Origin of the sequence: Clostridium sp. K04 (assembly GCF_019734375.1) — a bacterium.
GTDB classification, from domain to species: domain Bacteria; phylum Bacillota; class Clostridia; order Clostridiales; family Clostridiaceae; genus Clostridium; species Clostridium saudiense.
Genome location: NZ_JAASHD010000018.1, coordinates 16,637 through 31,643 on the forward strand (window position 1 = coordinate 16,637; position 15,007 = coordinate 31,643).

Consider the following 15,007-nt stretch of genomic DNA (forward strand, 5'->3'; position numbering starts at 1 on the left):
TATCTATAGGGCATTGTTTTATTTTTTTATCTTTAATTTTACACCTTCAATTAAGTATTCTAAATGACTTACATCATAATATTCTCTTTTAATTAACTTTATTCTTTCTTCTGCTCTTTGAATAGTTTCTAATGCTTCACTATAATCCTTTGCTTTCACTGCACTATTAGCATACTCTATTAAATAATCTATTTTTAAAACAATTTCCGCTAATTCTTCTTTGTCATCATTAACTAAATCCAGTAAAAGATTATATACTTTAGGTGAAACTTTATTTCTTGAATCTCTTAATAAACTGTTATTTTTACTTGTTATTTTTGCCACTACTATCCCTCCAAAGTATTATTTTTTTCGTCATTTATAGTATAGCTTATCTTTAATTAATATACTCTGAAAATATTGAAGCAAAGCTATCAATACTCATTGGCGATATTCTAACTCTCTTTAAAGTATGAATCCCATCATTTATCGAAGCTATTCCCCCTTGAGTTGTTACTGCTGCCTTTATTCCTAACTCTTCTTCTATAGCAATAGTTTCATCATTATATTTTCCTACTGGATAACAAAGATAATTTCCATCTGAACCAATGACATTTCTCAAATAGTCTTGTGCTCTTTTAATTGAATCATATGCATCTTCTTTTGACAATCCATTTAATTCTAAGTGATTTGCCGTATGATTTTCTATAGACATTCCTGCAGCTTGCATTTCTTTTAAATTATCTGATGACATATAATAACCATTGTCTACTCCATCAGTTATTATGAAAAAAGTAGCTTTTAAATTGTGATTTTTTAATGATGGAAAAGCACTACTATAATTATCTGCATATCCATCATCAAACGTTATAACAACAGGTCTCTTAGGTACTTTTCCAGTCTCCATAGCTTCTAAAGCTTCATCTAAATTCATTGCAGTAAAATTATTAGCTTCAAGCCATGCCATTTGCTCTTCAAACATTGCAGGAGGAACTAATAAGTTATTACTAGGATCTTCATCACTTATTGAATGATACATAAGAATAGGTATTCTTACCTCCTCTGGGGCTATATTTATATACTCAATTTGAGCTTGATCTTGCTCTTCTGTATTACCACATTTATTAGGATTCTCTTGCTGTTCTTCAGTAGTTTCTTGACTTCCTGTTGCTTGTTCTTGATTTGTTTCATTTATATTTTCCTCTTTTGAAACTTCATTTTTTCCACAAGCTATCATTCCAAAAGTTATCAACAATAAAAATGTAATTGCTATAAATCTTTTTTTCATTTTATATTCCCCTTTATCTATTTATTTTTTCACTTATGTAATTCTATCTTAAATGTTTAATTTTGTAAATAAATTATACAAATTCATTTATGAAAGATTTTTTTATAAATATTTCATTTTTTATTATCACTAGCATTTATTTTTAAATTTATTTATATAATTTTTACTCATTTCTTTTTTACTGTATTTTACATATTTTGTTTTAAAATTTCATATATTTTATATTATTATATAAATTTTATATTATATAATAATATATATATTGGTTTTTTTATTAAAATATAAATCACCTTGTTTTTGTTTTTAAAATAAATATTCTATTAAATATTACAATATTTATTTTGAAAATATTCTTAATAATCAATAAATTGAATTAGTTTATTGATTATTATTCTTTTACTTATTTTGGATATAATTTATTTATAGAATTTATATAAAAACAGAGGTGAAGACATTTTTTTACAAATTTTCTTATGTATTATAATGGATTTTTTTCAAAAAATATCAAAATACTACATTATGTTAAATAAATCAACATTTTACTAATTTTAGTGTTCATTTGTATTATTTTATCTCCCTGTATTATTAATTATCGTTTAATAAAAATAGGTATATATATATTTATTAAATACATGGTAAGAAATTAATAAATTAGATATTGTATAATAAAATTTATAGATGGATATAAACTTATAAATTAAGTATTTTAATTAATTTTCCCCATAAATCAAATTAATAATAAAAAAAGTATCTAGTTTTTATACTAGATACCATAAAATAATACTTTTAGACTTCTTCTTTTAGTATTTTATTTAATTTATTTTGAACTAACCATAATTTCTTTTGCTTTCTGTTAAATGCAACCATTTTATTCTTATTATTTTTGCTTTCATCAAGCAACTTTATGTACTTTTCATCAGCTATTTTTAAAGCATCTTCTATTACTAAAAGTTCTTCCTTAGTGAACATAAACTATCGCCTCCAAAAACTTAATTTTTATTTTAATTATATCATACAATATAAATTTTATATTACTACAAGTAAAAAGGACTGCTTAACTTTAATATAAACAGTCCTTATATATTATCTCTAATTATATCTTCTTAACTACTGATGATTTAAGCTTCATTGCTCCAAATCCATCTATTTTACAGTCTATATCATGACCATCTGTTACATCATAAAGTAGACGAATATTCTTAACTTTTGTTCCTTGCTTTAATGCTGATGTAGCACCTTTAACCTTTAAATCCTTGATTATTGTAACAGTATCACCATCATTTAAAACATTTCCGTTAGCATCTTTTATAACACTTGCTTCTTCTTCAGCCGCTTGGCTTGCAGCAGTCCATTCATGACCACATTCTGGGCAAATTAAAAGATTTCCATCTTCATAAGTATATTCTGAATTACATTTTGGACAGTTTGGTAACATAATTTCATTTCCTCCATTGCTATCTCGTTATTTAACTACATATTAGTATCCTATGCATTAATATATACTATCATACTATTCTTTTATTGACAAACCGTTGTCAATTCCTTTAATTTACTTATTTCTATTATTAAAAATCATTACTATTATTATCCGTAAAACTCAAAATAACTCATTTAAATCTTATTTTTTATTTAAAATATAAAAATAGCCTAACACTTAAGGGGGACTCTCGTGTTAGGCGCCTTTATATTTCAAAAGGAGGATTATTATTAATCATTAATTGTTTTGCATTAACTACTTTATGTGTTTATAATAATCCTCCTTTGTGTCATTTAAGTGTCATATTATTTTGAACAATAAATCTTTATTGCTTCTTCCATAAGTTTAGCAGTTCCTTCACCATTCTTATCTAGATTTTCTTTAAATCTTTTATCCTCCACATACATTAAACCTAATCCAGATAATATCTCATTTGTACAAGTATAGAAATTATCAGTAATATACTTTTGCCATCTTCTAACTAATTCTTGCACCTCTTCACTTCCTGGATCAGAATTTCTTAATTCAGCAAACCCCTTAAATATCTCACTTGTCTCTTGATTAATGTCTCCCCATTTTTCTTTATTGTAACTACTTGTTTTCTTTTCGCTTTCTTCATACGCTTTAGAAGTTCCCCAACGTTCTTTTACCTCTTTAGCATATTTCTTTTTATTTTCTTCTATTTCATTCATATCAAATTCTTTAAAGCTCATATTATTATCTCCTTCTATTCTTTTTTCTATTAATTTTATTAATCCTTCTATCCTTTGTCGTTGCTGAATTAGCAATTCTTTTTGTTTTTTAAGTGCTTCTTCTTTATCATAATTGGGATTATTCATTATTTCCTTTATTTGACTTAGAGGAAAATCTAGTTCTCTGAAAAACAGTATTTGTTGTAATATTTCCAGATCTTCTCTAGAGTATAACCTATAACCAGCCTCTGTTATTTCACTTGGTTTTAATAGCCCTATTTCATCGTAATAGTGCAATGTTCTTACCGTTATTCCTGTTAACTTTGCTACTTCGCTTATCCTCATTAGCTTTATATACCTCCTTTCATAAATTATTTTGTTTATCTTAGCTACAAATATAATTTTAATTTATCACGTAACGTTAGAGTCAATACTATTTTTAAGCTTAAATTATCTACTAAAAAAAGGCACCTCTCTCTAAAGAGTGGCACCTTCTCTTAATATATTAATCTTGCTCATACCCTAATATATCTCCAGTATTAGCATTTATTTCATAACTATATTCTCTATTATTATAATAGAATTCTACTTCATATTTTTGTATCCCATTATCATAATCTAATTCTGTTCTTGAAAATATAACTTGATTGCTTGTTAAATTTGCATGGTTTAATGCAATCTCCTTTGCTTGCTCTATTGAAATATTAGCTGTGCTATTTAAATTATTTTGACTATTATTAATAACTCCTTCTAAATCATATTGAATTATTTGTCCATTAACCGCATTAATATCATAATCATATTTTTGATTATTATAATAAAATTCTATATTATATTTTTCTATTCCATCATCAAATTCACTTTCAGTTCTAATAAATGAAACTTGCTCTGCTGTTAATTTTGCATGGTTTAGTGCTATTTCTTTAGCCTGATCAATTGTTATCTTATTAGCCCCAACAACTTCATTATTTGTTATACCTGAGTTTGTTTCAGTTTGATTTGTTGTATTTTGATTTGTTGTACTCTCATTCGTTGCACCTGAATTTGATACACCTGAGTTATTACACCCTACTAAACTAATAGAAATTATTATCATAATTGCTGCTAATTTTGCCTTTTTCATTTTATCCTCCACTTATATACATCTTTTTATTAATATTTTTATCTATGATATCCCAAAATATTATAAAATTTTCATTAAATATAGATAATTAATTTTCCCTACTTTTATCCCTTAAAATATACGCTTATTATTGTATATTTATCTAATTCACTTTCTATATAAATCTTAGAGTTATAATTGCTAACTATTCTGTTTGCAATGGATAAACCAATTCCAAAAGAATTATTATTTACTCTAGATTTATCAACTTTATAAAATCTTTTCTTTACATTATCAATTTCATTCTTTGGTATACCAATTCCATTATCTTTAACTTCTAATTTTATCGCACTAGCTTCTTTTCTTATACTTATTGAAATTTCAACATTCTCTTTATTGTTATACTTTATTGAATTATCAACAAATATAATTAATAACTGCTTAAAATCATTTGGCTCAACTTTTATTCTTATATTTTCATCAATATTAACTATATATGTGACATTTGGATTTAAAAATCTATATTGTTCTATAACCTCATCAACTAATATTACAGGATCAATCTTATCTACTTTATTTAAGTCTACTACTGATTTTTCTGCCTTAGATAGTAATAACATATCATTTACTAACTTTTTTAATCTTTCTACCTCTTTTAAACATATATCCAAAGATTTTTCTAAACGTTCCTTGTCATTTTTTCCCCATCTTTTAAGCATACTTAAATGTCCATGAAGTGCTGTTAATGGTGTTTTTAATTCATGTGATGCATCTGATACAAACCTACTTTGCTCATGAAATGCCTCTTCTAATTCATCCATCATTGAATTAAAAACTATATTTACTTTATCTACTTCGTCATTTAAATCTGATATTTCAGCTCTTTTATTAATTCCTTTTTCCTTTATTTCATTCATAGTTGTTGTAAGCCTTCTAAGTCTCTTTATAAAGTTCTTCGAAACATACATAGCTCCTATACCACTTAAAGCTAATCCTAAAATTAAAGTAAAAATTAAAATCGGTAAGGAGTTTTCAGTAAATTCCTGAAACATCTCATTTTCTCTAATTATTTGTATCGTATATTGAGAATTTCCTATCTCTATTGGTCCTGTTATTACCATATATATCTCAAAATCAAAAATCTTAGATCCCATTATAATATCTTGATTTACATAGTCAAATTTAATTTCTTCCCATATTTCAGATGGGGATTCATAATATATTTTATCTGTTGAGTAAATCCTAATATATTCATCATCATCAACCTTAGTTAACTGTTGTAAATATTCATAAAACCCATTTTCAGATATTTCTATGTTTATATCCTTAGATAAGCTGCTTATCTCTTTATATTTAGCTTCTAATAAATCTTTTTCATACTCATCTGTAAATATCCAAAATGTAATTAATTGACCAATTGTATATATAATCAAAATTAAACTTATTATAAAAAAGGAACTTTTCATAATTTCTAAAAATACAGGTAATTTTTTAGTTCTCATTACTAACCCCTCATAATATAACCAACTGATCTAACTGTCTGTATATATTCTTCTTTATTTTCATTATTTAATTTTGTTCTTAAATATCTTACATATACATCTGTGACATTAGTTTCCGGTTCATACCCATAACCCCATATTTTTTCTAAAAGCTCTTCTCTAGTAACTACCTTATCCTTATTATCTACTAATATCATTAATAGTTCATATTCTTTATTAGTTAAACTTATTTCATTACCATTCCTTTTAACACTTCTTGAGCTTTTATTAATTACAATATCCTTAAACTTTACTATAGAATTATTTAAACTATCTTGTCTCCTAAAAACCACTTCAATACGTGCAAGTAACTCCTCTATTGCAAATGGCTTAGCAATATAATCATCAGCACCTATTTGAAGCCCATTAACTTTATCCATAACACTATCTTTTGCACTAAGCATTATTACCGGAGATTGTTTTTCTCTCTTTAGTCTTCTACATATCTCAAATCCATTCATTGAAGGAAGCATAACATCCAGTATTATAAGATCATATTCATTTCTTAATGCCTCTTCTAACCCTTCTCTACCATCCTCCTTAATACAAACATCATACCCTTCATATTCTAATTCCCCTTTTACAAAATCGGAAATATTAGGTTCATCCTCAACTATTAATATGCTTTTCACTATACTTCCTCCTTTATAATACGCTTATATATAATGTTTAATCATAATAATTATCTATATCTGTAATAACCCCCAAGTTAGAATCCACATTAACTTCTATAAGAATATTATTTGAATTTTTTATTTTAAATTTATACTCAAAACTAAGATTATCTAACTCTAAGCTTTTCCTAACCTTTAATATGTCTCCTTGAACCGCTTGTAGTGCTATTACCTTTGCTTCATCAACTGTATAATTAATATTAGATTTAGCTATACTATATACAGTAATAGCACCTATACCACATACTGCAACACCTAAAACTAATAATATTGAAATTCTTTTTACCATTTTTTTCTTGTTTCTTTTTATTATTTCTCTTGCTGTTTCTAAATATTTATTCATTTTGTTTCTCCTTATCTTAATCTGTATTATGAATTATATAATATTGATTTCTCTTTTTCATGAAGTAGGAATGAAAGTAAGATTAAAATTTTTTAATCTTTTTCATCACTATATTTTTAATAATATTATTAACATAAATATAATCGAGTAGGAGGAAAATAATTATTTTATTTTCCGTCCTCTCACACCACCGTACGTACCGTCCGGTATACGGCGGTTCCTTAAGTTTAATGAATTTTAATATATTGACGCGTTAGGCTTTTCAAGCCTAAGTCGTTAAAGAATTGATTTGTTAGTGTAGTATTTAATATAACACTATTTGCTACTCGCCAATATCCTTTACGGGTGTTGGCGAATTTTATTGCTTGATAGTGATTAAGTCCTAATTTATTAAGGTTTTTATATCTTGTTTTAACCTTCTTCCATTGTTTCCATATACACATTCTTAATCTCCGTTTAATCCATTTATCCAATTGAACAACAATACCTTTGCACTTTGCTATTCCATAATAATTAATCCAACCTATGTTAACTTGATTTATCTTAATTATTCTTTGTTCTAAGGTCATCGGTTTTGACCTTGATAATATTTCTCGGAGTTTATCTTTATGCTTTCTTAATGATTGTTTAGATATGCTTGAATATGCCTTACCAAACATAATCCCTAGTGTAAACCCTAAGAATTTTCTTTTCCAAGGTCTTTCAACTGCACTTTTGTTGATATTTACTTTGAGTTTTAGTTTACCTTCAATGAATCTGGTTATGTTTTCCATAACCCTCTCTCCGACTCTTTTACTCTTTACTTAAATATTACAGTCGTCCACGTAGCGACAAAATTTATGTCCTCTTTTCTCTAACTCCCTATCTAATTCATCTAGCATAATATTAGATAATAGCGGACTTAGTGGTCCGCCTTGTGGCGTTACTACTTCGCTTGATGTTACTATTCCATTAATCATTATTCCTGATTGCAGATACTTCCTTATTAGTTTCAAAACTCTTTTATCTTTAATATCTTTCGATAGTTTATACATTAAAATATCATGATTTACTTTATCAAAGAATTTCTCTAAGTCTATGTCTACAACCCATGTATAACCTTCGTTAATATAACTTTCAGCTTTCCTTATTGCATCTTTTACACCTCTGCGAGGGCGGAATCCAAAGCTATTCTCTGAGAAATTTTCATCATAAATTAGATGTAACATTAAATGATGAAGCTTTAAAATACGCTAAGCAAGGAAAAATTAAACTTAGCGTAGGTATGACTATGGTTGATACAGAAGAATATTATTATAATCATATTAACGAAAATCGTATGCCGTATTTTGGAAAAACTTTCTCTATTAGTGAAACCGAAACTAAAGTAGGTACACCTTTTGGAGGAATGGTCTTTATAGAAATAGCTGAATCTGTTCCTTCAGGCGCAAATATTGAGGTAGATATTAAAGGGGTAGTTGATACACCATATTATGATTTAGGTAAAACAACATCTGAAGAATGGAAAGTTGCAAAAGATGCACCAGGTATATTTGCTGAAATAAGAACTCCTTATTTAAGATTTATACTTCCAGCTAAATTTATTCGTCATATTGAAGATCCACAAAAAGCAGCAGAGTTTTGGACAAATGTAACTGCCTTAAGTGCCAATACAATGGGACTTGAAAATAGAACAACACCAATGACTCTTACTTTTGACCAATATATAACCGCTGGTATAGCATATGCAAATGTATGGAGCTGGTCATGTAATTTACCACCAGAATGGTCAAAAGATGCATTTGATTATGATGGTCTAGTGAAAAATGGAAGTTGGGGAATAATACATGAAATAAATCACCATTATCAAAGAAGATATAGTTCATATTCTGATGAATGGGGCCTTGGAACTGATTTTACTGAAATAACTAATAATGCTTTAAGTGCTGCATCATATATTTTATATACTAATATAGCAGCTTCTAGAGGAGAAAATGGAACCGATGATTGGAATAAGGTTGCAGATCCATATAGTAGTTTAAAGCAACAAATATTTGAAGGCGTTCAGTATTATCCTGGTGTACCGAATATAGGTAACTTTATGTTTAGTACATTTGCTCATGAAATTGGACCAATAAACTATGTTAATGTTATTAAATCAACTTATGAGGGAGGAACCTTTAACGGAATATATCTTCCACCATATGATTATAAGCTTGAAAGTCAAGGCGGACTGAAGAGAGATGATAGATATGATGATATGGCATATAGATTTTGTGTGGCTGGTGAACGTGATTATACATGGTATATACAAAAAGAATTACGTTGGCCATTAAAACAAGAAACCATTGATAAGATAAAAGCTCTTGGATATAAAGAGACTATTCCAGTGCAAAGTGTGTATGCAATGGGGGAAGTAGGAAGAGAAACAGGTAGACCTTTCTATATTCCATCTAGCGGTTATACATTTGACTTCCAAAAAAGTTTAGTTTCACCTGGTAATGTAACTGTAATAGATGTATCTCAGCCAAAATATGGAACTTTACAATTAAGACAAGATGGTAAATATGATTATTTAGCTAGTACATCAATGCCTGAAAATGCATTAGATGAATTTGTATTAACAGTTAAAGTTGAAAAAGACGGAATAAGTCTTGAAACTAAGTTAAATTGTACTATAGCTCTAGATTATAATGCTAGTGTTGTAGAACATTTTGATATACTTAAATGGGATATTTACGAAGCTTTAGACGTTTTACCAACAAGTACACCATATGGAAGTTCAACATCAACTGGAATGAGAATTGATTCCGCAGAAGGTGATAGATTATCTAGAAGTAAAGGATACTTTATGGTAGATGAAGCTGGAGAATATGAATTCCAAGCTTTTGGAGATGATAGAGCTGCTTTTCAAATACATTTAGATGATGGAACAACACTACAATCTATAACTAATGATTATGCAAATAATGTTGATGATGCACTTAAGCTTGCACAGCAAACAGATAATAAAGGCAGAGCCAAATCAACTAGCTTTACTGTAAATTTAGAAGCTAATAAAATTTATCAATATACATTGGTAGCTAAAAATACTGGCGGTATTGGATGGGCTGATGTAAATATTAGAAAAACTTCAGGAGATACTAGTTGGAAATCAATAACTAAGATTTATTCTAACTTAAATGATGTAGGTAAAATTACTGATAGAAATTATGTAATGCCAGATCCTGAGTATATTAGACCATCAAGTTTAGCAACAGCAGATGAAACTACAGTAAAAGGATTAACAGTTATTAGTACTCCACAAGGAGTTGTTCCTAATAATGATCCAAACTCTCATAATGAAGGTAATAAAGAAAATATAGTTGATGGAGATATAAGTACATATTTCCACTCATCTTATGATAATTCTAATAAAACACCTTTTCCACATGAATATATATTGGATTTAGGTGGAGAAAAATCTTTTAATAATCTAGAAATATATACACGTACATATGACCATGTTGGCGTAATAGGAGATTATGAAATATTTATAGCAGATGAATATAATGGAGATAAAACTGTTTGGACACAAATATATGAAGATAAAACAAGAAAAGATAATTCAAATGCTCCTGCAGACATAAAAATATCATTACCGCAAACAAAAGCTAAATACTTAAAAATTAGTGCTTTAAATAATAGAGATGGCCGTGATATAACAATAGTTGCAGAAGTGAAGTTATCAAATAAAACAAATGTTAAAAATGTAATAGCTCAAGACTCTAGTTTTATACAATACGAAGGAGATTGGTCAAAAGATTCTAATGGTGCTTTTGTAAATGGTGCAACATACAATACAACTACTGGTTACTTTATGTATTGTTTTGATGGAAAAGAAAGTAATATATATGTAGCTAAAGATGTTGAAGTAGAAATCAGAGTAGATGGTGGTAAGTGGGAAAAAGTTAAATTAACAGGATCACTAAGAGAACCTTCAGTTACATTAAATATGCAAAATGAAGGTCAGCATGTAATAGAGGTTCGTGCCATAAATGAAGAAATAGCTCTTAATATGATATCTACAGATGGTGTCTTTTATAAAGGAAAAGCTCCTGCTAAATCAAATCCACCAGTTATACATGGTGCTGATAATATAAAAATAGGAATTGGACAAGTTGACACCTTTAATAAGATGAATGGAGTTAGCTACAGTGATGATATTGATACAACTGGATTACAAATAAATGTAACTGGAGAATTGGGTAAGCCTACTCCAGGAACAAATGAAGACTATACATTAACTTATACTGTAACTGATAGTGATAGAAATACTACAACTGTAGATAGAATAGTAACAGTAACAAATCAATTACCAGTAATAACCGGATTAGATGATATAGTAATAAATGAAGGTGAAGGTAAGGGATTTGATTTTTCTAATGGAGTAAGTGTAACAGATTTAGAAGATGGAGATTTAATAAAATCACTAAAATTACCTACACTAGACTTAACTAGCTTAACTGAAGGAGATTATTCTGTAAAATATGAAGTAACAGATAGTGATAATAACACTATTATCGTCGAAAGAAAAATAATAGTATTATCAAATAAAGTTAATGATGAAACAAAACCTGGAGAAACTCCTGATGTACCAAGTACTCCTAATGCTCCAGCGGAAAAACCTGATGGAACTACTAATATACCAAATACATCTAATGTTCCAGTAGAAAAACCTATTGAAACTTCAGTAGTACCTGAAGCACCTCAAGGTCAATCTGAAAAACCTGTGGAAAACTCAGTAATGACTGAAACTTTAGCAGAAGACTTTGAAGTTAATCCAGAAACTATGATGATTTCTGAAGATACAAATAGTAATAATGAGACTAATGAAAATATAGAAGATATTCCTGCAACGGTAAATTCATTATCAAAATATATAGCTATTTTATCGTTATTGCTATTAGTAATATTGGGATTAATTTTAACAAAAAGAAAAATTACAAAGTCTAAATAAATAACAAAAAAGAAATTGGACAATTAATCCAATTTCTTTTTTGTTATCAATTTAAATTCTTCTTAACTTATCATTATTTTTAACTATTATTATTCTCATATTTTCATCATACTTAATACCTAATTCCTTGAAGAAACTTCTTCATTAACTGTAATAAATACATTATCTTTATTAAACATTTATACTCCCTCTTTCTATACTTTTATTTAAATGTAAAAAAGTCTTAATCACTATACTTGTAGCAATTAAGACTTTTAGATTTGGTTTATTTCTTGTTTTAACATTTCAATGAATTCTTCTGAAAATACTTTCTCTCTTATTGACTCCTTTATTAGCTCTATTAGTTCTAGCTCCGTTACATCAAGACTTCTTGGAATGTATGTTTCGTCACCTCTTCTAGTAGCCTTGTAGACACAGAACCTTACTTCGTATCTCTTTAGTTCTTTGATGTAGATTTTCTCTATTGAGTATGTGTATTCTCCTGCTCCAACTTTTCCTTGGCTTTTTATCTTGCAGTACTTAGTTTCCTTGATTATCTTTTCTTCACTCTTCTTACTCACATTAATTCTACCTCCTTATCTTATTCCAGTAGGAACTTAGAAAGTTCTTCAGTACATACTACTACAATTGAAAAATCGCTAGAAAGTAAGTATAAGCTTGAAGTATAATTTTCTCCATTCATAACTTCTATTACATCAGTATATTCTGGCACTAAACATTGTAACTTATCTTGTTTCAATATTTCGATATCTACTATATTTTCTGCTATTAATACATATCCACCTAAGTCAGATTCTACATTCCTATCCTCTCCATATGCTTCATTTAATATAATTATTAGTTCTCTTACGAATTCAATAACCTCTACTGGTATGCTATTTAATTTAACTAATTGACTTTCATTATAAACTTTTTTCATTATACTTTCTCCCTTCTACATATAAAAAACTCTTACTTGCATATCTAAATACAAGTAAGAGCTTTACTAAAGTAAACTTTTATAAAATTCTATTGTTGGCTTATCATTATTTATTAACAGATTTAATTTTTCATATGTTGAATCATAGAAGTTATTATCTTTAGCATATTTAATTACTTCCTCATAAGATAATTCAAAAATATTATCTGTTATGTTATAGTAGAAATCATCATTCATCACACCAAAGAAATATTTTACTGAATCATCATATGTCATTCTTGGTACTTCTTCTAAATCACAATTTTCATCTGTATAACAACCATTTCTATCATTCCATTACGGAAACTCTTTCATTTTTCTACGTATAATCTCATTATTCATAGATACAACCTCCTTATATACTACATAATCATAATATATATTTATATATTACTTAAAATACGTAATGCATCTAATGCCATTACTTTAACATGAGGTTTTATAGTATCATTACTTTCAATTTCTTCTTTAGTAAACCAATATAATTCTTTGCTTTCTCCCTTTTGTGGTCTAACTTCATTAGAAAATGCTCTTTCAAAATATATAAAATCTATATTCTCAACTTCATGACCTACATTTTCAAGAAGAGTATGCATTGGACTATGTAATTGAATCTCCGTATCGGTGTTAAGTTAGGTTGTAAACTTGCTCATTACTTTTCTCCTTTTCTAATATACTTTTAAAATTATAATTTAATTATGATCTACATCCCCATATTATTCTATATAGTAATGTTCAAATTCAACATAGTTGCTCCAAAACTTCTTAACCTAAAAGAAGAAGGAGCACCCTTAACTGATACTCCTTCTCAAAACTTACTTTATATCCAATTGCTTGTTATCCCTTACCATCTTGCCCATTACCCTAACATCATAATAACTTTCTCAAGTGAATATCAAGAGTTTTCTAAATTAATCCTTAACAGCTAGTTAATCTTTTAAATATTCTATTAATTCTTCTAATTCATTATCATCTTCATTTAATTTATTAAAGTCTTCTAAATCAGTTTTTATATCTTTTTCTACTTCCCTTTTAACATTTAATTCATTGATAATATATCCCATAGAAAATGTTGCTATTGAATAAAATGCATACGGTAATGATGAATTAATGTAATATGTTATTACCACTAATATACTTTTACTTACCACAATCTTACCTGATGCTACAAGTGATAATATATATACATGTGAATTATATATAGTTAATAATGTATATGCTAATATAATTATTGAAATAACATATAGTACTTTACTTATTAAATTTGCATCTTTAAAATGTTTTACTTTCATACTTAATTCTTCCTTCTAAAAACTTATTGTTAATAATATAATTTTTATTAATTAATCTGTGTTAGTTTTTTATTTTTTAGAACAAGTACAACATCTACTTTTTTAGCTAATTCCTTACTATGAGTAACCACTATTACACACTTTCCATGTTTATGTGCACTTGTTTTTAATATTTCTATAATTTCATCAGCTGTATCACTATCTAAATTCCCCGTTGGCTCATCTGCTAATATTACTGGTGAATCTGTAACAAGTGTTCTTGCAATGGCAACACGCTGTTGCTGTCCCCCTGATAGTTGTAATACGTTTCTATTAATTTCATCATCAGCTAACCCTAAATTGTTTAATATTTTCTTATTCACCTTGGGATTAACTATTTTTAAATTTTCTAAAGGTGTCATATAATCAATTAAATTATAATTTTGAAATATTAATGAAATATTGCTTTTTCTATGATTCTCGTATCCCTTTACTTTTATATTTTGATTATTATATAATATTTCGCCATTTCTAGGTTCATCTAATCCAGCCAATAGTGATAATAACGTTGATTTTCCTGAACCCGAAGCCCCTAAAATAGCGTAAAGTTTTCCTTCTTCAAATTCCATGCTTATATCATTTAAAACTTTTTTTCCATTTTTATATGAATAATTAACTTTATTTAATGCTAAAATTGACATTTA

The 15,007-nt window shown here is 27.6% G+C and carries 17 protein-coding genes and 1 pseudogene; 1 reads left to right on the forward strand and 17 read right to left on the reverse strand.

The features are described 5' to 3' along the window. Window positions 1-18 precede the first annotated feature (18 nt). The 11 genes from HCG70_RS08980 to HCG70_RS17390 form a co-directional block, all read right to left on the reverse strand. Complete coding sequence (locus HCG70_RS08980) at window positions 19-324, reverse strand: hypothetical protein (protein ID WP_042397381.1); 306 nt, start codon at window positions 322-324, stop codon at window positions 19-21. Between the two features lie 52 nt (window positions 325-376). Beyond that, window positions 377-1,267, reverse strand: coding sequence for a polysaccharide deacetylase family protein (locus tag HCG70_RS08985; RefSeq protein WP_042397378.1), 891 nt, complete (start codon window positions 1,265-1,267; stop codon window positions 377-379). 786 nt (window positions 1,268-2,053) lie between these two features. Next, window positions 2,054-2,236 carry a hypothetical protein gene (locus HCG70_RS08990; protein ID WP_042397374.1) on the reverse strand — a complete coding sequence of 61 codons (183 nt, stop codon included), beginning with the start codon at window positions 2,234-2,236 and terminating at the stop codon, window positions 2,054-2,056. A 124-nt stretch (window positions 2,237-2,360) separates the two neighbouring features. Continuing rightward, window positions 2,361-2,702: a zinc ribbon domain-containing protein YjdM gene (locus HCG70_RS08995; RefSeq protein ID WP_042397370.1), complete on the reverse strand. Its 342-nt coding sequence runs from the start codon at window positions 2,700-2,702 to the stop codon at window positions 2,361-2,363. Between the two features lie 347 nt (window positions 2,703-3,049). Then, window positions 3,050-3,781 (reverse strand): MerR family transcriptional regulator, encoded by a 732-nt coding sequence (locus tag HCG70_RS09000; protein ID WP_221697689.1) that lies wholly within the window; start codon window positions 3,779-3,781, stop codon window positions 3,050-3,052. A 160-nt stretch (window positions 3,782-3,941) separates the two neighbouring features. Continuing rightward, window positions 3,942-4,559 carry a PepSY domain-containing protein gene (locus tag HCG70_RS09005; RefSeq protein WP_052330637.1) on the reverse strand — a complete coding sequence of 206 codons (618 nt, stop codon included), beginning with the start codon at window positions 4,557-4,559 and terminating at the stop codon, window positions 3,942-3,944. Window positions 4,560-4,663: 104 nt separating this feature from the next. Next, complete coding sequence (locus tag HCG70_RS09010) at window positions 4,664-6,040, reverse strand: cell wall metabolism sensor histidine kinase WalK (protein ID WP_052330636.1); 1,377 nt, start codon at window positions 6,038-6,040, stop codon at window positions 4,664-4,666. A gap of 2 nt (window positions 6,041-6,042) precedes the next feature. After that, window positions 6,043-6,711 (reverse strand): response regulator transcription factor, encoded by a 669-nt coding sequence (locus HCG70_RS09015; RefSeq protein WP_042397363.1) that lies wholly within the window; start codon window positions 6,709-6,711, stop codon window positions 6,043-6,045. A 37-nt stretch (window positions 6,712-6,748) separates the two neighbouring features. Next, a complete protein-coding gene (locus HCG70_RS09020; protein WP_042397360.1) occupies window positions 6,749-7,096 on the reverse strand; it encodes a PepSY domain-containing protein in 348 nt (115 codons plus the stop codon). 227 nt (window positions 7,097-7,323) lie between these two features. Then, the gene (locus HCG70_RS17385; RefSeq protein WP_052330635.1) at window positions 7,324-7,869 is read right to left on the reverse strand and encodes a group II intron maturase-specific domain-containing protein; all 546 of its coding nucleotides are present in this window, start codon (window positions 7,867-7,869) and stop codon (window positions 7,324-7,326) included. 30 nt (window positions 7,870-7,899) lie between these two features. Then, entirely contained in the window at window positions 7,900-8,304 is a 405-nt protein-coding gene (locus tag HCG70_RS17390) for a reverse transcriptase domain-containing protein (RefSeq protein WP_260457804.1), read from the reverse strand. A gap of 62 nt (window positions 8,305-8,366) precedes the next feature. Here HCG70_RS17390 and HCG70_RS09030 point away from each other — a divergent pair, with 62 nt between their 5' ends. Next, complete coding sequence (locus tag HCG70_RS09030) at window positions 8,367-12,074, forward strand: M60 family metallopeptidase (protein WP_221697690.1); 3,708 nt, start codon at window positions 8,367-8,369, stop codon at window positions 12,072-12,074. Between the two features lie 254 nt (window positions 12,075-12,328). On the opposite strand, the gene HCG70_RS09035 is transcribed toward HCG70_RS09030, so the two are convergent. The 6 genes and pseudogenes from HCG70_RS09035 to HCG70_RS09060 all read right to left on the reverse strand — a co-directional run bounded on the left by HCG70_RS09035 (window position 12,329) and on the right by HCG70_RS09060 (window position 15,004). Further along, entirely contained in the window at window positions 12,329-12,634 is a 306-nt protein-coding gene (locus HCG70_RS09035; protein ID WP_042397354.1) for a hypothetical protein, read from the reverse strand. 20 nt (window positions 12,635-12,654) lie between these two features. Continuing rightward, a complete protein-coding gene (locus tag HCG70_RS09040) occupies window positions 12,655-12,993 on the reverse strand; it encodes a hypothetical protein (protein WP_195951586.1) in 339 nt (112 codons plus the stop codon). 66 nt (window positions 12,994-13,059) lie between these two features. Next, window positions 13,060-13,374: pseudogene (locus tag HCG70_RS09045) on the reverse strand (hypothetical protein). A 41-nt stretch (window positions 13,375-13,415) separates the two neighbouring features. After that, entirely contained in the window at window positions 13,416-13,628 is a 213-nt protein-coding gene (locus tag HCG70_RS09050; protein WP_042397347.1) for a hypothetical protein, read from the reverse strand. 333 nt (window positions 13,629-13,961) lie between these two features. After that, window positions 13,962-14,324, reverse strand: a complete 363-nt coding sequence (locus HCG70_RS09055) for a hypothetical protein (RefSeq protein ID WP_005212003.1) — start codon at window positions 14,322-14,324, stop codon at window positions 13,962-13,964. Between the two features lie 47 nt (window positions 14,325-14,371). After that, on the reverse strand, window positions 14,372-15,004 hold the full coding sequence (locus HCG70_RS09060; protein WP_005212002.1) for an ABC transporter ATP-binding protein: 633 nt from the start codon (window positions 15,002-15,004) through the stop codon (window positions 14,372-14,374). Window positions 15,005-15,007 lie beyond the last annotated feature (3 nt).